We start from the raw sequence: 21,586 nt of genomic DNA on the forward strand, positions 1-21,586 counted from the left end.
ATAGCACAAAGCTTATTTTTGATTCAAAAATGAATTTTTTAGCTCTGAGTAACATGTAAAAACGAACGGAGATGTCCGCTATCGGGCGTTTCAATTCTGTAATGTGCTGATTCGATGATATGCTGATAATTGTAAATTCACAATTATCAACCTACAGTTTTTAACATCTAACCTCTCATAGGCTTGTCAGTTTTTTTGATTGGCCATTGTAAATTCAAGCTGTACGAGTAAGGCAATAACGAGCAGCTCAACAAAGAAATAAGCAATGCCCAGTGCAGTCAACTGATTGTATAGATAAAAAACAAGTGCCAGTGTAACCAAGCCGTACAGCGTATTACCTATTGCAATAATATTCAAGAATACTTGCCAATTTTTTACCTGAAAGAAGAAGCAAGACAAAGAGTAGCCAACAAAAACCAGGGCAATCAAAATCAAATATTGTAATACGGTAAAAGGCACACCGAATACTTCTTCAAAGTAGTGTACCACCAGCAGGGAGAGGGCTGATATTGTGGCCCCAATCCCATCCACTAAAAAGATTCCTCTTGGGTTGGATATCTTATTGTTAATGATTGACTGAAGGCCACGTATCATATCAGCATAAAATTAATTCACTTTCTGAAAATTCAGATCACCACCGGCATCATCGTATGAATTAACCAGGGTAAGACATTGCCCTGAAGTACTTAAATGAAGGATACTACGTTCTCTTATTTCACCTGTTGCTGTTATAAAATTCACCATGAGTAACTGTTCGGTAAGGGAAACGTTCAGTTCAGAAACAACAATTTCGTAAGACTCTTCCGTCACGATATTGTTTTCGGTGATAATAACTTTATCTGCTTTGAATTCATACGAAATCTGCTTACCTGATGTGTAGCTTGTTTCCACATAATCACCACTGGCGCGGTTCACATAAAAGGTCTTGATCCATTCCCATTTACCGAGCAGTAAAGTACTGGCACTTTGCTTATACCGTACAATTTCTGCTGTGGGGCAACCAATCACCAGCTCATTTTGTATAGCATCATCGCTGCAGCTGATCAATAGAAAAAGAAGCAGGACAAAAAATAGGGCTTGGAATTTCATGATAAGTTGTCTTAACTCTTAGACACTGTTTGGTTTGAATAGGTTGTAGGCTAGTGGATGGTTGGTGGTTGTTCGTTGTTTGTTGATACTTCTTTTACTTCTTGACACTGTTGATTTATATCTGGCTTATATGTTTAGTACGAATAAACGGGAGTAGACAGCACGTGTTGCCTACTGCAAATTGTCAATTGCCCATTGTTAACTGTCAATTAACATTGCCCTACTTATTAAACTGACTCATCGTATTAGCAATGCCTGCTGTACAAAATGATAATACCATTTCGTTGGCGCGGTCCATCACAAGGGGTAGTTCTTTAAACTCAGCACTGCTGAAGTTGCTCAGCACAAAATCCACTTGTTGTCCTTTGCCAAAGTCATCACCAATGCCAAATCGCAAACGCGGATAATCCTGACCGCCACAGAGTGCTTCAATATTTTTTAAACCATTGTGTCCGGCAGCGCTGCCCTTCGGGCGCATACGCAAAGTGCCGAACGGCAAGGCCAGGTCATCAACGATTACCAATAAATTCTCCTTCGGTATTTTTAATTCGTTCATCCAGTAAGCAACAGCCTTACCACTCAAATTCATGTAAGTAGTAGGTTTGATCAGGTGCAGGCTGCGGCCCTTGTGTTTAATTTCGGTTTTAAAAGCGTGACGCTCCAGGCTGAAATCAACCTTGAACTGCTCTGCCAAACGGTCTAGCACAAGAAAGCCAATGTTATGACGTGTTAACTCGTACTCAGGACCAATGTTGCCAAGACCGGCTATCAGGTATTTCATAGCGATTGATCAGTGAATGAATGCACAAGGTAAAAACTATTAAAACAAAAATCCCTCCCGATTGCTCAGGAGGGATTTTAAATTTTGTAATCTGCTGATTACTTCTTGCCTTCTTCCTTCTTGGCAGGTGCAGCCTTGGCAGCAGCAGCAGGTGCAGCAGCCTTAGGCGCAGCAGCAGCAGTTTCCGCAGCCTTAGCAGCTTCTTCAGCAGCCAATTTAGCAGCGCGGTTAACTTCTACAGCAGCAATAGCAGCAGCTTTAGGATCAAGGAATTCAAGACCTGGTAATTGCATATCACCAACTTTTACAGCATGGTGGAAGTCAAGACCAGAAACATCAACATCAATATGATCAGGCATGTCCTTAGGGAAGCCATATACTTTCAATGAAGCTCTTTTACGAACCAACGAACCACCTTTAGCTACACCAGGGGCAGCACCCACTAAGGTTACAGGAATGTCCATCTTAATTTTTCTGTCATCAGAAATGCGCAGAAAATCTGCGTGTAATAAAATTTCACTTACCGGGTGAAACTGTACTTCCTGAAGAATAGCCTTGCACTCTTCACCTTCAATGTTCAGGTGTACGAAGTGGGCTTCGTTTGTGTAAACTAAATCACGGAAAAGAATCATGGGTGAGCGGAAGTGGATCTGATTGTCGCCTCCGTACAATACACATGGAACGTCACCGTTCTCGCGTATTCTTTTTGATTCTGACTTGCCGAGATTTGCTCTTCGATACCCTATAATCTCAATGGTCTTCATAATTGTTTATTGTTTAAGTTAAAATTGTTACAAACGCATAAATAAAGAACTGATAGACTCATGGTCGTGGATCTTGCGTATTGCTTTCGCAAAAAGATCAGAAACCGTAAGCACTTTAATTTTAGAAGTCTTTTGTTTTAACGGTATGGTATCCGTTACTACCAATTCTTCTAACATCGAGTTCTCAATATTTTCATAAGCCTTACCACTCAGCACCGGGTGTGTACACACAGCGCGAACAGAACGGGCACCTTTATCTTTTAATAATTCAGCAGCCTTGCAGATAGTACCGGCAGTATCCACCAGGTCATCTACCAACACTACATCCTTACCTTCCACTTCACCGATCAGGCGCATGGATTCAATCTTGTTGGCTTCTTTGCGGTACTTATCGCACACAGCAAGGTCTGCCTCAAAAAATTTGGCAAAACTTCTGGCGCGTTTGATGCCACCCACATCCGGTGAAGCAAACATGATGTTGCTTTCAAGACCAAGCGACTTTAAATAAGGAACGAAGATGAAAGCACCATCCAGATGATCTACAGGAATATCGAAGAAACCCTGAATCTGGTCTGCGTGCAAATCGCAAGTCATGATGCGCGTAGCACCGGCAGCCGAAATCAGGTTGGCAATCATTTTGGCAGCGATGGCAACACGGGGTTTATCCTTACGATCCTGACGGGCATAGCCGAAATAAGGAATTACAACGTTCACGTTATGCGCACTGGCACGCTTGGCTGCGTCCACCATCAACAAAAGCTCCATTAAATTATCGGCAGGAGGAAAAGTTGATTGGATCAGAAAAACATCATGGCCGCGAACAGACTCAGCAATGAAGGGAGACATCTCACCATCACTGAAGGTTTGGTACAAGACCTCGCCCAGGGGTTCACCATACGAGTGCGCGATTTTATCGGACAGGTATTGGGTTGATCGTCCACTGAAGATTTTTACTGCCATATTTCTTTTCGTTATTGGTTGTTGGCCATTATTTATGCGAAGCGAAATTAAGCCAATAATGAACAACTAATAACTAAAAATCCCCCCGACCGCTCGGGGGGATTTTTGCTTGTTGACCTACTAGGATTCGAACCTAGAAAAGCAGAATCAAAATCTGCTGTGTTACCATTACACCATAGGTCAATACCTACCCTAAATTTGGGTCTGCAAAAGTAGAATAAATTTTGAAAAAACAAGAGGCTGATTCCAGCTTTTTTAAGTGGAATCTCAGTGATTTGATTCTCAGGGGCTTGAAATCAGGGAATAATTTCAGTTTCCGCAACTTCCGTCTGACCTTCCAGAAAGCCCTCTGCCCAGAAACGGTATTTATCCAGGATAGAGATAACGGCATTTTTTAAATGGCGGTCGTTATTAAAATCGATAGATCCGTATTGCGTAGTGGCATAACCCTGCCAAACCGAGCGATTTTGGCGTCTGTCGTAGAATTGTATGAGTAGGGTGCCCGTTTTTAAATTGAATTTTTGCTGGTCGTAGTTCAGGTCTTCTTTCTGACTGCTAACCCAATCTTCAATTTCGGGTTGCTGATAGCCACTAAAGAGGAGGCTGTCCGAAAACATCCGAAAACTGATGATAAGGTGGGGTTTATTGTCGTTTTCCTTGTAACCGAGAAACTTCATGCGGGCTACAATCGATTTTTGGATGATATCATTGGTCATGGATTGCTGGGCACCCACGGCATGCATCATCGAAAAGCTTCGGTATTTCTTGAAATTGCCTTTATAACTGTAATCGTATTCTACGGGTAATTCCTTATAGCCGAGGCAGGAACTTAACACAAGTAGTAAGAAGATTGGATAGAGTCGCATCATAAACCCTGGATTTAAGCAATGAATATAATAAAAAAAGGCAATAAAAATCCTACACCTTTTTGGCGTCAATGCTGGTGTTTAACCCACAGACGTAGTTTCAGCGGGTAAGGTAGGGTAGGGGTTAAACAAAGTTGATGACTTGTGTGGTGTGAAAAGGAGACTTGGATTATATATTTACCCTAAGCAAATTAGCCATTACAATAATTTAATTCTTCTTACAGTTGGTTAGAGTTGGTGAGCATAATAAAAAATTAAACAATTATGAAATTCGTTTTAGTTATTCTGACAGTCTTATTACTTCAATGTCAAAATTTATCTGGGGCACCATTTTTAAATGGGCACTACTATGCCAAGGATGGTCAGAAAGTGGAGGGCCTTATTAAATTTAGCAGAGGAAGCTTCTCGGTATTTGGGAGCAAGCCAAGTAGCATAAAATTCAAATTAAATTCAGGTTCGAAAGCAATAAATTTGACACCCGATGATATCGTATCATTCGTAGTTGAAAGAGATAGTTTTACTGTAATCCAAGATTTTAAAATTAGTTCAATTTCGGGTGAATACGTAAAAGATTTTGTACAAGTAATTGAGGTGGGACGAATTAATCTTTATCTGCATAAGAGCTCTAGTTATGATGGAAAGACGCATTACAAAAATGATAGATTTGTTATATCATCCAGAAGTAAAAAACATTTAGGAATTTGGAATTTTCCTCGACAACGCGATGACATTGCGAATTACTTTTCGAACAGACCAGATCTAGTTAAAAAAATTTTAGATAGAAAAGATGACACCTCCATTCAATTGCTAGTTAGAGATTTCAATGGGGGCTAAGTTAAATTTTCCTCTCTCGCCTTTGCTGGTGTTGCGTGTTTGCATTAGCACGTGAGCTCACCAATAAATTATAATCAAGCGCAGACTTCATGAGCAGTAAAAACATAATGTTGATTGAGGTATAGGATCACTCGTTGGTGATGCCCAGCGGATTTTCACCCCACAGCACCAACGAGGTCAGGGAGATAGCGTTAAATTGTAATCTGTATAACTGAATTTATCTATACTACCCTTATCAATTTGTTTACATTGATCAGTTATGTGTTGACATGTAAGCTTTAGTTTCATTTTTTTGTCAGGTATTCAGTATAATGAACCGAATTATGTATCCTTGTAATTCATGATTAGAGATTTATTAAAATGAAACTTTTGTTTGTAATTTTAACAGCATTTGCAATAGTAAACGTGTCACTGGGGCAGGATAGGACATTATATTTGGATTTTTGTGAAAATTTTGTTTCTGAAGATAACTTCGATATTAAGAGAATAGTTAAAAACCATCCAGAGCGAAAATTTCAATATTTAGTTTATGACTATTACAAAAATGGCCAATTGTTTACTAGTGGATTAGCAAAATCAAAAAATGGTAAGACTAAGGATGGAGAGTTTGTTTTTTATTACGATAATGGAGTGAAGATGGCGGCAGGTACTATCGAGAAAGATATGAAGAAGGGTGATTGGATGTATTGGAGTAGTAATGGGCAGGAAATTAGTAAGGACACTCTTATTCAAAGTATCAGTTCAACAAATTTTAAAAGCGACAGTCTCCTAAGCATAGGTAAGTGCCTATGCTATTTTAAAGAGGCATCTTGGATAAAAACAAACACAATTTTAAGTCGTACGGTTGAATATGAATTTTCTGACGGAAATCAAGTCGCATTAAATGGTGTATATTCAGTGACTGATGATACAGCAGTGTATAAGTCTGGTATCAAAGAGTTTTACACCTACCTTTTAAAGGAGCTAAAGTACCCCCTTATTAGTAAGCTTAAAGGTAAACAAGGTAAGATATTCGTTCAATTTATAATTGAAAAAGATGGTAAACTTACTGATCCAAATTTTTTAGTAAGTTTGGATGAACCTACAGAAAGAATAGTTAAAAAAGTTTTGCTTTCAACTTCGGGAAAGTGGAATCCTGCCTTTTATAAAGGAAGACCAGTAAGTTCACGATTGGTCTTACCCTTAACATTTGAACTTAAATAAATTCCCATTGAAGGTGCATATGAATTTTATAGCCAATCCTTATTGATGATGCTTCGTGTATTCTCTTCATGTCAATACTAAAGTCGGGAATTAATAAAGGTATTTCCTGAACGTCCGCGTCCTAAACCATGATCATGGGCTATCACACGATTCGAGAATATGAAGCATTTACAATACCAAATTCCTAAAATTCTTTTGTATAGCAGGCTGCTTTTCTCCTTTGTTATCATTTTCTTAACACTCTCAAATTATTCAGATGCCACAAGGATCGTGCTGGTTTTATTGTATACAGGTGTGATCACTGATGTATTGGATGGTATCATCGCCAGAAAACTCAATATCTCTACAGCGAACTTCAGATTGCTTGATACAATCTTCGACTTATTTTTTTATTTATCTATTTTATTTTTTATTTATTCAATTCGCAGATATGAAATTGAATATAATTTAGAGCTAATTCTTGCTGTTTTTGTACTTGAAGGATTAATGTATGCAACCAGCTTGCTACGGTTTGGGAAATACCCTTCTCCCCATGCAATACTATCAAAATGTTGGGGTATCTATTTGGTCATTGAGTTTACGCTTTTATTGCTCCAGATTGAGGGAAATCATTTCACCATTGCTTTAATAATTGGTTTGGTAGTCCACGCAGACAGGCTGCTTATCTATATGCTACTCAAACATTGGGAACATGATATACCCTCATCGTATCATGCACTATTGCTTCGACAGGGCAAGCAAATCAGTAGAAACAAACTTTTAATGGTTGAGTAGTGCATGCCAATGTTTGACAGATATCACTAGTGATTTAAAACCTCTCTTTATCTGCCATAATCACTATGTCTTATAATTGCCGATCTAACCTAATGTAACAGTTCGTATACGCTTAAGTATATAATAAATTATTTCCTGCTTCCTTAAACATTATCTCAGGCCGGCTGTTATACTGTCGTTTATTCATAAATCCGGTTATTATATGTTATCACAACTCGTTTACGTAAGCAACAGAAAACCTTCTTGTACAGCAGCAGAAATTGACAAAATACTTGAATCTTGTAAAAAAAATAACCCTCCCCTCGATATTACAGGTGTATTGCTGTACTCTGACTCAAAATTTATTCAACTTGTAGAAGGCGAAGCAAAGGTGATTATGAGTTTGTATGATAAAATAAAGACTGACGATCGCCACAGCAACACCATGATGATCTCCTACAGTCCGATTAAGGAAAAATCATTCCCCAGCTGGCACATGGGCTCCAAGAAATTGTCTGGCAATGAAGTGGAGTTTAACACCAGCATATCCACTGAAGACAAAGCGATTTTTGAAAACCTGATTAATGGAAAGGAAGAAAGCGGACAAAAGGTTTTAAATCTGCTCAAGAAATTCTTTTAATCATCATGAGCTGATGGTGCTTCGTTGATAGTTGGTCGTTGATGGTTGTTGGTTAGTAGTTGATAGTTGATCGCTCAATAATTGTCGCTCAGTTTTCTAACTTCCAATCTCTAGCCTCTGACCTCTAGCTTCGAACCTACAAGCTCTAGCCTTCAGCCTCCAGCTTGCTGCCTAAATTTTAGTAATGCTATCCAAAATAGGTTGGCTTCTATGCTGATTCTTGTTTTCTTTGAGCATGAACTCAGCTTTTAACGATCTTATAGGCACCCGTTACCACATCTACAATAGTTTATTCTTAAACCTGCCTTTCGCGAGTATCCACCATACGGGTACACTACTGCCACTCTTTCAAAAGTATTGCGAAGCTGGTTTTGCCAAGGGAAATTCAGCCGAAGAAATTGTCAAAGACTTTTTTGCTGACTTTGTGCAGCAAGCCAACGCTGATGAGCGTCTGGACCTGCTTTTTAAATTTATACAATATGTTGAGCGCCAGGTAGCTCTTTTTGACTCGGTAGAAGATTCCGCCTTTGAACAAATGAACGATTTGGGAGGCAAGGGAAGTATCAAAGCTTTGCTAATGCAGGTACGGCAAGAGGGACGAGAAGAAGAATTGAAAAAGAAAATTGAGGAATTTAGCTTGCGCTTAGTCTTAACTGCGCATCCGACTCAATTTTATCCTGGCCCTGTGTTGGGCATACTTACTGATCTTGAGAGGGCTATACGCGAAAATAACCTGGAACATATTAACCTTTTGTTAAAGCAATTAGGCAAAACAGCCTTTATCAATAAAGAAAAACCTTCGCCTTACGATGAGGCTGTGAGTTTGTGCTGGTTTTTGGAGAATGTATTTTATGAATCCATTGGTTCAATAGCGATTCAGTTGCAATCAGCGCTCAATGTTAAGCTGGATGATTTTGCTAACAAACGTTTAATAGCTATTGGTTTCTGGCCAGGGGGTGATCGCGATGGCAATCCTTTTGTAACCAGTGCCATCACCTTGCGTGTAGCGGAAAGGTTGCGCGAAGGTATTCTTAAATGTTATCACCGCGATTTACGCATATTGCGCAGAAGGTTAACTTTTCAGGGAGTCGATCGGCTGATCTTTGATGCTGAACAGGCTATTTATAGTATGGCTTTTGCAGGTGGTTCGCATTACACATCCCCCGAACAACTACTGGGTGATTTGTTAAACATCAGAAAGAAATTAATCCATGAGCACGATGGTTTGTTTCTCGACTTACTCGATGCCTTCATTGTTAAAGTAAAATTATTCGGTTTCTATTTTGCTTCATTGGATATCAGGCAAGACAGTCGCAGGCATACAGCCGCCTGGAACGCTTTATTTAACCAGCTTCATGCAAAAGGTATTACACAGAATGCCAATACTTTCGAATCGCTTAGTGAAGAAGAGAGAATCTCTTACTTATTGGCTTTAAATTTTTCGATCACTGACCTGCTTATTGAGGATGAATTTGCACAGGAGACTGTAAACAGTGTAAAGGCACTGCAACAAATTCAGCAAAACAACGGAGAGGCTGGCTGTCATCGTTATGTAATTAGTAATTGTCAGAAAGCACAAGACGTGATTGCTGTATTTACATTGGCGCGTCTCAATTTTAAGCAAGCTACAGTACCGGTAGACGTTGTGCCTCTTTTTGAAACCATTGACGATTTGAAACATGCGGGTGACATCATGGAGCAACTCTACCAGATTCCGGCATATCGTGAACAAATAAAACATCGTGGTAACAAGCAAGATATCATGCTTGGTTTTTCAGATGGTACTAAAGATGGTGGCTATCTGCGCGCGAACTGGTCAATCTTCAGAGCGAAAGAAGCCTTGACGACCATTTCGAGAAAATATGGGGTTGATGTAATTTTCTTTGACGGTCGCGGAGGTCCACCGGCACGAGGAGGAGGAAACACCCACGACTTCTATGCATCCCTGGGTGATACTATTGAACAAAAGGAAGTACAGATTACCATACAGGGACAAACCATCAATTCTAATTTTGGCAGACCTGCATCTTGTAAGTTTAATATCGAACAATTGTTATCCGCTGGTTTACAGGGTTCGCTGATTGAAAAGAAAAATCAATTAACAGAAGCAGACAAAGCCTTAATTGATGACCTGGCCAATGAAGGTTTCAAAGCGTACCTGAGTTTGAAGCAGCATGAGAAATTTGTGCCCTACCTGGAAAACAAAACGCCACTTACCTTTTTCGGAGACACCAACATTGGTTCGCGCCCTGTAAAAAGAAATGGGGGAGAAGGCTTGAAATTTGAAGACCTGCGCGCCATTCCTTTTGTGGGTGCCTGGGCCATGATGAAACAAAACATTCCTGGTTTTTATGGGGTGGGTTCAGCCATTCAGGTGTTGAAAGAGAAAGGACAAGCAGAGACCTTACAAGCCTTATATCAGCGCTCCCTTTTCTTCCGCACCTTGATAGGCAATAGCATGATGTCGCTAACAAAAAGTTATTACAAAGCCACAACCTATTTAGGCAATGATCCTGAGTATGGTGCTTTCTGGAATAAAATGCATGATGAATTTTTACTGGCGCGCAAAAATGTATTGGAAGTTTCTGGTTTGCAGGAATTACTGGAAAACAACCCGACCATACGCGACTCAGTTAAATTGCGTGAAACAATAGTATTACCCTTGATAGCCATACAGCAATATGCATTGATGCGTTTGGCACAACCCGCAGAAGCTGATAGGGTCATGGAGTTGCGCTACCGAAAGTTGATTATTCGCTGCATGTTCGGCATCATTAACGCGGCCAGAAATTCTGCCTAGCGATCATCTCAGCATACTTCAAACAATATAATCGCGTCATTGCAATGAACGAAGCGTTGAAAGTGTGCTGGGGTGAGGAAGCAATCTGGTGAGGGGAATTTATAGCTTCCAGCCAGCTGCTTACCCCGATTTAATTGGGATAACTTAACGACTCCTCTTATTCTTGAGATAGCCTCTAGTAAAATGTCTCTTTACTGTAAGAGTATATACCTGTGTCTTTCTTTTTCAAAATTAAGTTTTGAAATGTTGCGTTGCACAGAATAAAAAGTTGAAGCGATAAAGACGATTTATCGTTCACTTCTATTTTGTACCTTTGCAAGTCAAAGCATAGAAAATGATCGCGGCAAACAACATTTCATTACAATTTGGGAAAAGGGTATTATTTGATGAGGTAAATATCAAGTTTACCGCAGGCAACTGCTATGGTGTTATTGGCGCCAATGGAGCAGGTAAGTCTACTTTTTTAAAAATCCTTGCTGGCGATATTGATCCTACGCGCGGTAATATCAGTATTGATGCAGGCAAACGCATGGCGGTGTTGCGTCAGAATCACTACGAATTTGATAACGTCCCGGTAATTGATACGGTAATGATGGGCCACGCTAAGTTGTGGAAGATCATGAAAGAGAAAGATGCGATCTATGAAAAACCCGATTTTTCTGAAGAAGACGGTGTGCGCGCATCGGAACTGGAGGCAGAGTTTGCCGAAATGGATGGCTGGAATGCACAATCAGATGCGGCTGCCTTGTTAAGTGGTTTGGGTATTACCGAAGAAGAACATTTTAAAGATGTAAAAGAATTGAGCGGTAACCAGAAAGTACGTGTGTTATTGGCACAGGCTATTTTCGGTAACCCTGATATTTTGATTCTGGATGAACCTACCAACGATTTGGATTTGAACACCATCACCTGGTTGGAAGATTTCCTGTTAGAATTTAAAAACACTGTGATTGTTGTATCACACGATCGTCACTTTTTGGATACAGTATCTACGCACATCGTTGATATTGACTACAAGCAAGTGAAAGTATATTCGGGTAACTATTCTTTCTGGTATCAATCCAGTCAGTTGGCTTCCCAACAACGCTCTAATGCCAATAAAAAAGCGGAAGAGAAAAAAGCCGAGTTACAGGAATTCATCAGACGCTTCAGTGCGAATGCTTCTAAGTCGCGTCAGGCGACAAGTCGCAGGAAATTATTGGAGAAGATTAACGTGGATGACATTCAGCCATCAACAAGAAGATATCCTGCGATTATTTTCCAGCAGAAGCGCACAGCTGGAGATCAGATTTTACAAATTGAGAATCTGAGCTATTCACAAAATGGTGAAACACTGTTTAAAGGATTAGACTTATATGTAAAGAAGGGCGACAAGATTGCCTTCCTAAGCAAAAGCGGCTTGGCCATCTCTTCACTTTTCCAGATCTTAAATAATGAACTGAAGCCGGATACGGGTGAGTTCAAATTTGGGCAGACCATTACCACCGCCTACTTACCTGGTAACAATGAAGCCTTTTTTAAGACCGATGATAATTTAGTGGACTGGTTACGCCAGTATGCTGAAGAAGAAAACAAAGATGAAGTATACATTCGCGGATTCTTAGGTAAGATGCTTTTCTCGGGAGAAGAAGTTTTTAAGAAGTGTAGCGTATTGTCGGGAGGAGAGAAGGTTAGGTGTATGGTATCGCGCATGATGTTGGCCGGTGCCAACTTGTTAATGTTAGACGAACCAACCAATCACCTTGATCTGGAATCGATTCAGGCCTTTAACAACGCATTGAAAGATTTTCCGGGCACAGTATTGTTTACTTCTCATGACCATGAGTTTGTAAATACTGTAGCTAACCGCATTGTGGAGCTTACGCCCAATGGCATCATTGATAAAATGATGAGTTATGATGAGTATATCGAGAGCGATAAGATTGCTGAGCAGAAGCAGGCGCTTTACGCCTAAGCTTTACGCTTTATACAGTAGAGAAAAATTACTGACTAAACTGCCGGATAATATTTAATGCTTGCTTGCCGCCCATGCTGTTCAACCATTGTTGATAATCTTTATCAGTAATTAAAACATAACGGTCAGCCGGTATAGCTTCTGTCCAGCCAGCTTTTACTGATTCCAGGACTGCTAGGTTGTTGAGATGCAGCGCCAGTAATTCTTTTTTAATACAAGCCTGTATTTTTTTATCCAGAGAAGTCTTGATCATCACAGGACCAAGGGGAATGTCAGATGACGTCCAGATGATATTTACTTTTTCACGTATGCTCGAATCCTTTGCAAGCGCTTTGGCATACTCTTCACTTCCGAAGGCACCGATATCATAATGACCACCAATAATTTCCTGTAAGGTTTTTGCGTGATTTTTGGAATACGTAACTGACTTAAAAGCTTGATCGGCATTATCAATGCCTGCAGAGGCGAACCCTAATCTGGGTACTAAGTTACCCGAAGTAGAGCCTGGGTTAACAAGTAATAAATGTAAGTCAGCAGCGCGTTCTTTCACTTCTTCCAATGTGTTAATGCCTAAATCCTTCTTGACAACAATGGCGCTTTGGTAGGTACTCGGTTTACCTTTTGCAAGTTGCAAGGCCGCAAGTGTTTTGTAATTTTTCTGCGTGGCATCAAGCAAGAGATAACCAAAAGTATTCATCAGTACCAAATCACTTTCATTAGCCTGCATGCCTGTGAGCATGGCATTTACCGATTCATAACTTTTTACTGTTGCTATGCAGCTACAGCTAACAGCCAAATGATCAGCCAGGGGTTTGATATTGGCAAGTCTGTTGTTAGTGGCATATTGATAAGTGGCCACTTGCAGCGAAGCTTGCGCAAAAGTCAATTGACTTGACAGAGTTGTAAATAGTAGCAATGATAGAAGAATGCGCATAGCCTTATCTATACGATTATGCACTAAAATCGTTTCAGATGAAGCGCTATAGTTTTTTAACGAATAACGAATAACGAATAACGAATAACGAATAACGAATAACGAATATTAATTAATCATCAACCATTTCCCTCTACCCACTTCCGTGCATTGACAAAAGCCTCTATCCAGGGCGATACTTCATGCTGCTGTTTTCCTGCCGGATAATAAGGCCAGTTCCAGGCAAAAAGTGAACGCTCGATGTGCGGCATAATGGCTAAATGACGACCGTCAACAGAGCATAGGGCTGCCGTGGCAAAATCTGAATCGTTTGGATTGCCAGGATACTGCTCATAGCTGAAGCGAGCGGCTACTGTATAATTTTTCTGATCTTTCAATTGGAAGCGACCCTCACCATGGGCCAACCATACCCCTAAGCGCGTGCCGACATAGCTTGATAGCATCACAGAGTTGTTTTCAGGGACACTCATGTTTACAAAAGTAGATTCATAGCGACCAGAACCATTGTGGTGCATGCGTGGATGCTTGTCTCCTAATTCAGGATAGAGCAAACCTAATTCCATCATCAACTGGCAACCATTACACACACCAAGACTTAAGGTATCTTTACGCTTGTAGAAATTGTCAAGGGCAAGTTTAGCTTTTTCATTATACAAGAAAGCACCGGCCCAGCCTTTAGCAGAACCCAGTACATCTGAATTAGAGAAGCCACCTACGAAGGCAATCATGTTCACATCACTTAAATCTTCCCTTCCGGTTATAAGGTCAGTCATGTGTACATCTTTTACATCGAAGCCGGCCAGGTGTAAGGCATAGGCCATTTCACGCTCCCCATTCGATCCTTTTTCGCGAATGATAGCCGCTTTGATGTTCGACTTGCTTGTGCGTGATGTACTTAAACCATAATCTGCTAATTGACCGGTGAAGTTTTTTGGGAATGTGTATTCTAGTTTTTGCTTCTTATAATTTTCGAAACGTTGTAAGGCATGTCCTTTCTTGCGTTGTTTCTGATCAAACAAGAAAGAAGTTTTGAACCAGACATCTCTGAGTGCATCAATTGACAATTGATGATTTGCAATGGACAATATTCTGGCGCTTGTTACTTCACCCAACACAATAAAGTCGATGTTATTTGTCTGCAAGAATTTTTCAGCAGTATTGTTTTCTATTTGTAAAACAATACCCGGATTCTCACTGAACAATGCTTTCACCACATCTGCATCAAAAGTATGCGTGATGTTAAGCCCAACATCAGGTGTAGGGAAACACATCTCTAACAAAGTGGTAATAAGTCCGCCAGAAGAAATATCATGGCCTGCGAGTACAAGGTTTTGTTGAATTAACTCTTGTACCGCGTTAAATGCCTTTGCAAAGTATGCGGCATCAGTAATGCTTGGAGTTACTTTACCCAAAGCACTAAGTACCTGAGCCAGGCTGCTGCCGCCTAGTTTCATTTTGTCTTTAGAGAAGTCGATGTAAATTAATTTGCTGCCAGTTTTAGGTTGAAGTGCAGGCGAGGTGGTTTTACGCACATCACTGACTTCTCCTACGGCAGAAATAATAACGGTACCGGGCGATAACACTACTTCTCCATTCGGATACTTTTGTGTCATCGACAAAGAATCCTTACCGGTAGGAATATTAATGCCGAGTGCAAGCGCGAAATCACTTACCCCCTGCACAGCTTCATACAAGCGTGCATTCTCACCCTGCTGCTTGGCAGGCCACATCCAGTTGGCACTCAATGAAACACCTTTCAGTCCGTGCGTAAGTGGTGCAAAAATAATATTGGTTAAGGCTTCGGCAATGGCCAGCTGACTTCCGGCTTTCGCATCTACCAAAGCAGCGCCTGGTGCATGGCCGTTGGCAGTAGCAATACCTGTATGGCTTACAAAATCAAGTGCCATCACACCAACATTGTTCAGTGGCAATTGTATGGCACCACATGTTTGTTGCGTGGCCACTCGCCCTGTAACTGAGCGATCTACTTTATTGGTTAACCAGTCTTTACAGGCCACCGATTCGAGTTGTAATACCTGATTAATGTATTGCTCAAGCTTTCTTACATCATAACTAATTTCCTTGTAGTTACTTGCTGTAGCAGCGTCCGTTAAAATGGTTTTAGGCGATGAGCCTAGCAAATGTTCTACTTTAAAGTTGATGGGCTTGTGCGTTTCGGATGCTTTACCGAAAATTAGTTGTTGATCACCGGTGGCTTCACCGATTACATACATGGGTGAGCGTTCGCGCTCAGCTACCCGTTGCAGAAAAGCGATGTCTTTATCTTTTATTGCAAGCCCCATTCTTTCCTGCGATTCATTACTTAAAATTTCGCGTTGAGAAAGCGTAGGGTCGCCTACCGGAATTTTCGAGGTGTCAATATTTCCACCAGTTTCTTCTAATAATTCCGACAAACAATTGAAGTGACCACCAGCACCATGATCGTGGATAGAAACAATTGGGTTCTTTTCCATTTCAGCCATAGCGCGTATGGCATTCATGGCGCGTTTTTGCATTTCAGGGTTAGAGCGCTGAATGGCATTGAGCTCAATGGCATTACCATACTCACCTGTAGCCACAGAGGAAACTGCACCACCACCCATGCCTATGCGATAGTTATCGCCACCGAGCAATACAATTTTATCGCCAGCTTGTAAATGTTCTTTCTGGGCATCTTCTTCTTTGCCATAACCGATACCACCGGCCAGCATAATCACTTTATCAAAGCCCAGTTTTTTATCGCCTTCAACATGTTCGAAGGTTAATACACTTCCATTGATCAAGGGTTGCCCAAACTTGTTTCCGAAATCAGAAGCACCATCGGAGGCCTTGATTAAAATCTCCTCAGGTGTTTGATACAACCATTTCCGCGGATCGATATTTTTTTCCCAGGCACGACCTTCTTCCATGCGTGGATAAGATGTGATGTACACAGCAGTACCTGCTAAGGGGATAGAACCCTTGCCACCTGCCAGACGATCGCGGATCTCTCCACCAGAGCCAGTAGCGGCACCGTTGAATGGCTCCACCGTAGTAGGGAAATTGTGCGTTTCTGCTTTTAAAGAAATAATGGATTTGATAGATGTTGTCTTATAGAAATCAGGTTGATCGGGTGAGGCTGGAGCAAACTGTTCTATCTGTGGACCATTAATGAAAGCAACGTTGTCCTTATAGGCAGAGACTATGTAATTCGGATTTTCCTGTGAAGTCTTCTTGATGAGTTTGAAAAGCGTTGTGGGCATTTCCTTACCATCAATAATAAAAGTGCCATTGAAAATTTTGTGGCGACAGTGTTCTGAATTTACCTGAGAGAAACCGAATACTTCGCTATCGGTAAGCTTGCGACCTAATTCCTTGCTTACATTTTCCAGATAATCAACTTCTTCTTTGCTTAAAGCCAAGCCTTCTTTTGCGCTGTATGCAGCAATGTCATCAATCAGTTTTATTTCTTCCGGTGTGTGTTGTATTGTAAAAATATCCTGATCCAGACCATTGTATTTATGCTGCAACATCCTGTCGAAAGGCAATGTTGAATCTGAAATTTGAAATTCTTCGATTCTACTGATTCCTACAATACCCATGGTCTGGGTGATCTCTACGGCATTGGTACTCCAGGGTGTAATCATTTCCTTTCTGGGGCCAATAAATTCACCAGACAGACGCTTGTCTGTCAGCAGTTGAGCTCCGCTGAAGAGCCACTCAAGCTTTTGAATGTCAGAACTTTGTAAAATAGCGGGCGTGCCAACAGCGTAGAGGTGGCCGTTGGTATTCCTGAAAAATGAAACCATGGTGAGGTGGATTTGAAGAAGGTGCAAAAGTAAGGTTTATCGGGGAGAAAGGCTTTTACTTTTTTGATTTTATACTCGATAAATGCATCGTTTGGCATTGATATCCCATATCCGTGGGCACAACCATTGGCAAGATCTTGTCTATGGCCTCCATTGACTGATAATTCCATTATGCCCGGTATCCAGTAATTCAACTTTGCATGCGGGCAAATGCTTAAGCAAGTGTTGCATGTTTTTAACAGTTATCACTTTGTCAAATTTGCCGAGCACCATACTGGTAGGAATAGCATGTTGTTTAATCAGAGCAGCTATTTTCTGCATGTCAAAAAGCAAGACCCTGAATACTACCCAGGAATGATAAACGCGACTGCGCATAGCTTCTGTCTTCATCTGACTTTCAGCAAAACGGATAAGGCCCTTATCGACCAGGCCGATTTTGTGAATGACATTGGCAACACTATAAAAATAGGAGGGATGGAGGATCATACTTCTAAATAGCCTTCTGAAAATGGTAGGGTAAGTAGCCAGGTTATACCAGAAATTGGTTTTAACACCATCCGGAGCCATCAGGTAAATAGCGTCCACATAAGGAGCCTTCGCCTCCAATGTGGCAAAAACAAAGCGCCCCCCCATGCTGAAGCCCGCCAATGAAAAACGATTTATTTGCTGTTCCTCCAGAAAGGCCTGAATAAGTGCATGCCAGAAATCTTTGGTGAGCACATCCTCACCATAATTCCATTCACTTTGTCCATGAAAAAACAAATCAAAGAGATAGCAAGTATACTCTTCCTCCAAAAAACGGGAGTTCTCCTCAAACACCTTCCCGTGCTGTCCGTAGCCGTGGAAAAAAAGCAGGATTTTAGAACCCTTGCCGATTTTATGATAACAGAGCTTGGCTTGTTGATATGTGAAAAAAGCTGTTTGCATTCGTTTGTCCTGCATGCAAGATAAGCTTTGTGTTGATCTGGAAGCGGGGCAGGGAACTTTCTACTGAAATATTTCCTAATCTTGTTAGACTATTTCCTTAGCCGTCCCGACTCCATTAAAAAAGCATATGATGTTGGCGATGGACGTAACCATGCAGACACAACAAGAAACCTTTCTGAAAGAACGCGGCAGGCTGTTGAATTTTATTCGCAGCAAGGTATCGTCTGCAGAAGAGGCTGAAGATATTCTGCAGGATGTTTTCTTTCAATTTGTTTCCGGTTACCAAACCATTGAGTCGCTTGACAGAGTAACATCATGGTTGTATTCTGTGGCACGCAATAAAATTATTGATCGTTACAGAAAAGAGAGCACGAGACCTCAGCGTGCAGATTTTGAAGGCCTTTCTTTACTGGAAGATGATGCCCCCATTACCCTGCAGGAAATTTTACCCGACTTAGGTAACACACCAGAAGATGCCTATTTCAGGGATTTAATATGGGATACGATCATGGATGCTTTAGATGAACTGCCGGCTGATCAACGGGAGATATTCATTAAGAATGAGATGGAGGAGAAGGGCTTCAGAGAGATTGCAGAAGAAACGGACGTTTCCATTAATACACTGCTATCGCGCAAGCGCTACGCTATTATTGCCTTGAGAAAGAGGTTACAGAAATTATACGATGAATTATAAAGTCCGGAATTAGCCGGAAAAGATTTTATGAACAAAGGATTGAAAATAGTGATGTGGGTTGGTCTAGGCATTTTGTTTGTTGCCCTCATCGGTCTGCTTACCATGAACCTGTGGAACTGGTTAATGCCAACAATATTTGGTTTACCAGCGATTAACCTGCTGCAAACTTTCGGTTTGTTACTCTTATCCAAAATACTTTTTGGTTTTGGTGGTAAAAGTTGTGGTGGTGGCGCGCGCCATTGGAAGATGAAGAAGCAGATGTATGATAAATTTCAGAGCATGAGCCCCGAAGACCGCGAGCATTTCAAAAAGCGGATGAAGGAAAAATGGTGTCGTTGGGACGAAAAAGCTTCAACAGAGAATACAGACACTTCAAACGGTTGAAATTCCACTTCGGACACTTCTCCAAAAAAATATTCTAAAAAAACTCAACTATTGTGCCGGCATGGCGTTAAAGGAAACGTTGGAAACTTTTAAAATACCAAAAGTTTCCGCAGTTTTGTACCCACATGGAAGAGTTAGAAATAAAAGACAAGATTTTAAAAGGAAGCGAAGAGCTTTTCAGGCGCTATGGGGTGAGGAGTATCTCGATGGATGACATAGCCCGCCATTTATCGGTTTCCAAGAAAACACTTTACCAACATTTTGCGGATAAGGAAGATTTAGTGGTGGCAGTGTCTAAATCGCATCTGCAAAGTCAACATGAAGTTTTTGAGCAGATTCGTATAAATGCTGCCAATTCAATAGAGCATCTGGCTAACATTTCGCTCTGTATGAAGCAGGAAATGGATATGGTCAACCCTGCCATGTTGTTCGATATTCAGAAGTTTCATCCGAAGGCCTGGGCAATCTGGTTAAACTTTAAAAAGGAATTGATCCAGGAAGTAGTAGATAATCTGAAGCAAGGCATTGAGGAGGGGTATATACGCGAAGAGATTAATCCAGAGATTTTTGCAGTACTGCGAGTAGAAACTATACAAGCGGCTTTTAGCGAGGAACTGTTTCAGGAGAAGAAGTTCAAATTGTCGGAAATACAAGTACAACTATTTGATCACTTTGTCTATGGGCTAGTCACCGAAAAAGGAAAGAAAATTTATCAAAAATGTAAAAATAAATCAATTGAAATAACCAATCCTTAATCCCCTTCTTATATGAGATATATATACTTATTTGTACTAACCATGTTCGTGTTTGCGAATAGTTCGCAGGCACAACAAGCTTCATCGAGTTTCACGCTTGAGCAAGCCATCAGCTATGCACTTGAAAATTCAATTTCAACAAAAAATGCAAAGCTTGATGAGCAAATTGCAGATGCTAAAGTAAAAGAGACTGTTGGTATCGGCTTACCGCAAATTGATGGTAGTGTTCAGCTTATGCATAATCAAAAGCTGGGTAGATTCTTTAACCAGGTAGCTGTATTAGAGCAATTCACTGGACAAACTATCAATGCAGCGCCAACAGACATAGCAGCTGTAAATTCACCCTTTCAGTTAAAAAGTAATGGCACTGCAGGTATTACAGTTTCGCAGTTAATCTTTAACAGTTCTTATCTGGTAGGGTTGAAGGCATCTGGTGCTTATCGAGACCTTGCTAAAAAGCAAGTAAAGCAAACTGAACAACAAATTATTGAGGGTGTTGCCAAGGCTTACTATGGTGCGCTTATCAATCAAGAAAGAATCAAGTTGTTTGATGTCAATATTTCGCGTGTAGACTCCTTGTTCGTAACCATCAAAGCTTTTAATAAACAAGGATTTGCTGAATCCATTGATGTTGACCGTACAGAAGTAACACTTAATAATTTGATTGCTGAGCGCGATAAATTTGCAGGAGTACAGGAGTTGTCTTTGGCGATATTAAAGTTTCAGATGAATTATCCGCAAGATCAGGAATTGACATTGACAACTGACCTGGCTGCTATGCCGATTAGTCAGGATATTACCGATTTGGAGCAAGATTGGTCATATGCAAAACGCGTTGACTTTAGCATTCTTGAATCTAACAGAACACTTCAGGAACTGAATATAAAAAATGAATATTCTAAAGCACTGCCTAGCCTGGTTGGCTTTGCTAATTTCGGAATGAATACACAATCAGCTGATATTGGTGGTCTCTTTGCAACACAGACAAATATAAGTGATGACGGCACGGTAGGTCCCGACAAGTGGTACCCGACAACTTACTTCGGGGTAACATTAAATGTTCCGATTTTCAGTGGCATGCAGCGCAACTACCAAATCAAGCAAGCCAAACTAACCGCTTTGAAAATCGAGAATGCTTTTACAACCACCAAGCAGGGTATTGATCTTGAAATCAAGTCTGGAAAAGTATCCTATAACAACGCATTAAAAGGATTAGACACTCAAACAAGGAATCGTGAACTGGCTGACAAAATTGCCCGTGTTACTAAAATTAAATTCCAGGAAGGTGTTGGTTCAAGTCTGGAAGTAGTAGAAGCAGAAAGCGCTTTACGCGAAGCCCAAATAAATTATTTCAGTGCACTTTATGATGCTATAATCTCTAAGATTGACCTCATGAAAGCCTACGGAAAAATCGAAACACTCAATACGTCAACAAGTCAGAATTAAACCCCGAACCATTC

General features: G+C 40.8%; 19 protein-coding genes and 1 tRNA gene. 10 read left to right on the top strand and 10 right to left on the bottom strand.

Annotation, left to right across the window (positions count from 1 at the left end; all coding sequences use genetic code 11):
- Positions 1-186: 186 nt before the first annotated feature.
- The 7 genes from ACO1XM_RS05310 to ACO1XM_RS05340 form a co-directional block, all read right to left on the bottom strand.
- Positions 187-594, bottom strand: a complete 408-nt coding sequence (locus tag ACO1XM_RS05310; RefSeq protein WP_486226594.1) for a hypothetical protein — start codon at positions 592-594, stop codon at positions 187-189.
- A gap of 12 nt (positions 595-606) precedes the next feature.
- The gene (locus ACO1XM_RS05315) at positions 607-1,089 is read right to left on the bottom strand and encodes a hypothetical protein (protein ID WP_486226596.1); all 483 of its coding nucleotides are present in this window, start codon (positions 1,087-1,089) and stop codon (positions 607-609) included.
- Positions 1,090-1,309: 220 nt separating this feature from the next.
- Positions 1,310-1,870: an aminoacyl-tRNA hydrolase gene (gene pth / locus ACO1XM_RS05320; RefSeq protein ID WP_486226598.1), complete on the bottom strand. Its 561-nt coding sequence runs from the start codon at positions 1,868-1,870 to the stop codon at positions 1,310-1,312.
- Positions 1,871-1,968: 98 nt separating this feature from the next.
- Positions 1,969-2,634, bottom strand: coding sequence for a 50S ribosomal protein L25/general stress protein Ctc (locus ACO1XM_RS05325; RefSeq protein WP_486226600.1), 666 nt, complete (start codon positions 2,632-2,634; stop codon positions 1,969-1,971).
- A 27-nt stretch (positions 2,635-2,661) separates the two neighbouring features.
- Entirely contained in the window at positions 2,662-3,594 is a 933-nt protein-coding gene (locus ACO1XM_RS05330) for a ribose-phosphate pyrophosphokinase (RefSeq protein ID WP_486226602.1), read from the bottom strand.
- Positions 3,595-3,706: 112 nt separating this feature from the next.
- Positions 3,707-3,777 (bottom strand) — tRNA-Gln (locus ACO1XM_RS05335).
- 113 nt (positions 3,778-3,890) lie between these two features.
- Positions 3,891-4,463, bottom strand: a complete 573-nt coding sequence (locus tag ACO1XM_RS05340) for a DUF4136 domain-containing protein (RefSeq protein ID WP_486226604.1) — start codon at positions 4,461-4,463, stop codon at positions 3,891-3,893.
- Between the two features lie 261 nt (positions 4,464-4,724).
- Between ACO1XM_RS05340 and ACO1XM_RS05345 the strand changes: the two genes are divergently transcribed.
- From ACO1XM_RS05345 to ACO1XM_RS05370, 6 genes are all read left to right on the top strand, one after another.
- Positions 4,725-5,294, top strand: coding sequence for a hypothetical protein (locus ACO1XM_RS05345; RefSeq protein ID WP_486226606.1), 570 nt, complete (start codon positions 4,725-4,727; stop codon positions 5,292-5,294).
- A gap of 360 nt (positions 5,295-5,654) precedes the next feature.
- Positions 5,655-6,497 (top strand): energy transducer TonB, encoded by an 843-nt coding sequence (locus ACO1XM_RS05350; RefSeq protein WP_486226608.1) that lies wholly within the window; start codon positions 5,655-5,657, stop codon positions 6,495-6,497.
- Between the two features lie 159 nt (positions 6,498-6,656).
- Complete coding sequence (locus tag ACO1XM_RS05355) at positions 6,657-7,271, top strand: CDP-alcohol phosphatidyltransferase family protein (RefSeq protein WP_486226610.1); 615 nt, start codon at positions 6,657-6,659, stop codon at positions 7,269-7,271.
- A gap of 202 nt (positions 7,272-7,473) precedes the next feature.
- The gene (locus ACO1XM_RS05360; RefSeq protein WP_486226612.1) at positions 7,474-7,890 is read left to right on the top strand and encodes a BLUF domain-containing protein; all 417 of its coding nucleotides are present in this window, start codon (positions 7,474-7,476) and stop codon (positions 7,888-7,890) included.
- A gap of 235 nt (positions 7,891-8,125) precedes the next feature.
- Positions 8,126-10,690 (top strand): phosphoenolpyruvate carboxylase, encoded by a 2,565-nt coding sequence (locus ACO1XM_RS05365; RefSeq protein WP_486226614.1) that lies wholly within the window; start codon positions 8,126-8,128, stop codon positions 10,688-10,690.
- A gap of 334 nt (positions 10,691-11,024) precedes the next feature.
- Positions 11,025-12,644 carry an ABC-F family ATP-binding cassette domain-containing protein gene (locus ACO1XM_RS05370; protein ID WP_486226616.1) on the top strand — a complete coding sequence of 540 codons (1,620 nt, stop codon included), beginning with the start codon at positions 11,025-11,027 and terminating at the stop codon, positions 12,642-12,644.
- 28 nt (positions 12,645-12,672) lie between these two features.
- Here the strand turns inward: ACO1XM_RS05370 and ACO1XM_RS05375 are convergent, their stop codons facing one another.
- The 3 genes from ACO1XM_RS05375 to ACO1XM_RS05385 all read right to left on the bottom strand — a co-directional run bounded on the left by ACO1XM_RS05375 (position 12,673) and on the right by ACO1XM_RS05385 (position 18,308).
- Complete coding sequence (locus ACO1XM_RS05375; RefSeq protein ID WP_486226618.1) at positions 12,673-13,602, bottom strand: PhnD/SsuA/transferrin family substrate-binding protein; 930 nt, start codon at positions 13,600-13,602, stop codon at positions 12,673-12,675.
- Positions 13,603-13,697: 95 nt separating this feature from the next.
- On the bottom strand, positions 13,698-17,366 hold the full coding sequence (purL, locus tag ACO1XM_RS05380) for a phosphoribosylformylglycinamidine synthase (RefSeq protein WP_486226620.1): 3,669 nt from the start codon (positions 17,364-17,366) through the stop codon (positions 13,698-13,700).
- 141 nt (positions 17,367-17,507) lie between these two features.
- Positions 17,508-18,308: an alpha/beta fold hydrolase gene (locus tag ACO1XM_RS05385; RefSeq protein ID WP_486226622.1), complete on the bottom strand. Its 801-nt coding sequence runs from the start codon at positions 18,306-18,308 to the stop codon at positions 17,508-17,510.
- Between the two features lie 136 nt (positions 18,309-18,444).
- Between ACO1XM_RS05385 and ACO1XM_RS05390 the strand changes: the two genes are divergently transcribed.
- From ACO1XM_RS05390 to ACO1XM_RS05405, 4 genes are all read left to right on the top strand, one after another.
- The gene (locus tag ACO1XM_RS05390; RefSeq protein ID WP_486226624.1) at positions 18,445-18,987 is read left to right on the top strand and encodes an RNA polymerase sigma factor; all 543 of its coding nucleotides are present in this window, start codon (positions 18,445-18,447) and stop codon (positions 18,985-18,987) included.
- Between the two features lie 27 nt (positions 18,988-19,014).
- The gene (locus tag ACO1XM_RS05395; protein WP_486226626.1) at positions 19,015-19,371 is read left to right on the top strand and encodes a hypothetical protein; all 357 of its coding nucleotides are present in this window, start codon (positions 19,015-19,017) and stop codon (positions 19,369-19,371) included.
- A gap of 125 nt (positions 19,372-19,496) precedes the next feature.
- A complete protein-coding gene (locus ACO1XM_RS05400; protein ID WP_486226628.1) occupies positions 19,497-20,126 on the top strand; it encodes a TetR/AcrR family transcriptional regulator in 630 nt (209 codons plus the stop codon).
- Positions 20,127-20,138: 12 nt separating this feature from the next.
- Positions 20,139-21,572 carry a TolC family protein gene (locus ACO1XM_RS05405; protein ID WP_486226630.1) on the top strand — a complete coding sequence of 478 codons (1,434 nt, stop codon included), beginning with the start codon at positions 20,139-20,141 and terminating at the stop codon, positions 21,570-21,572.
- Positions 21,573-21,586 lie beyond the last annotated feature (14 nt).

The organism is Chryseotalea sp. (genome assembly GCF_057350905.1).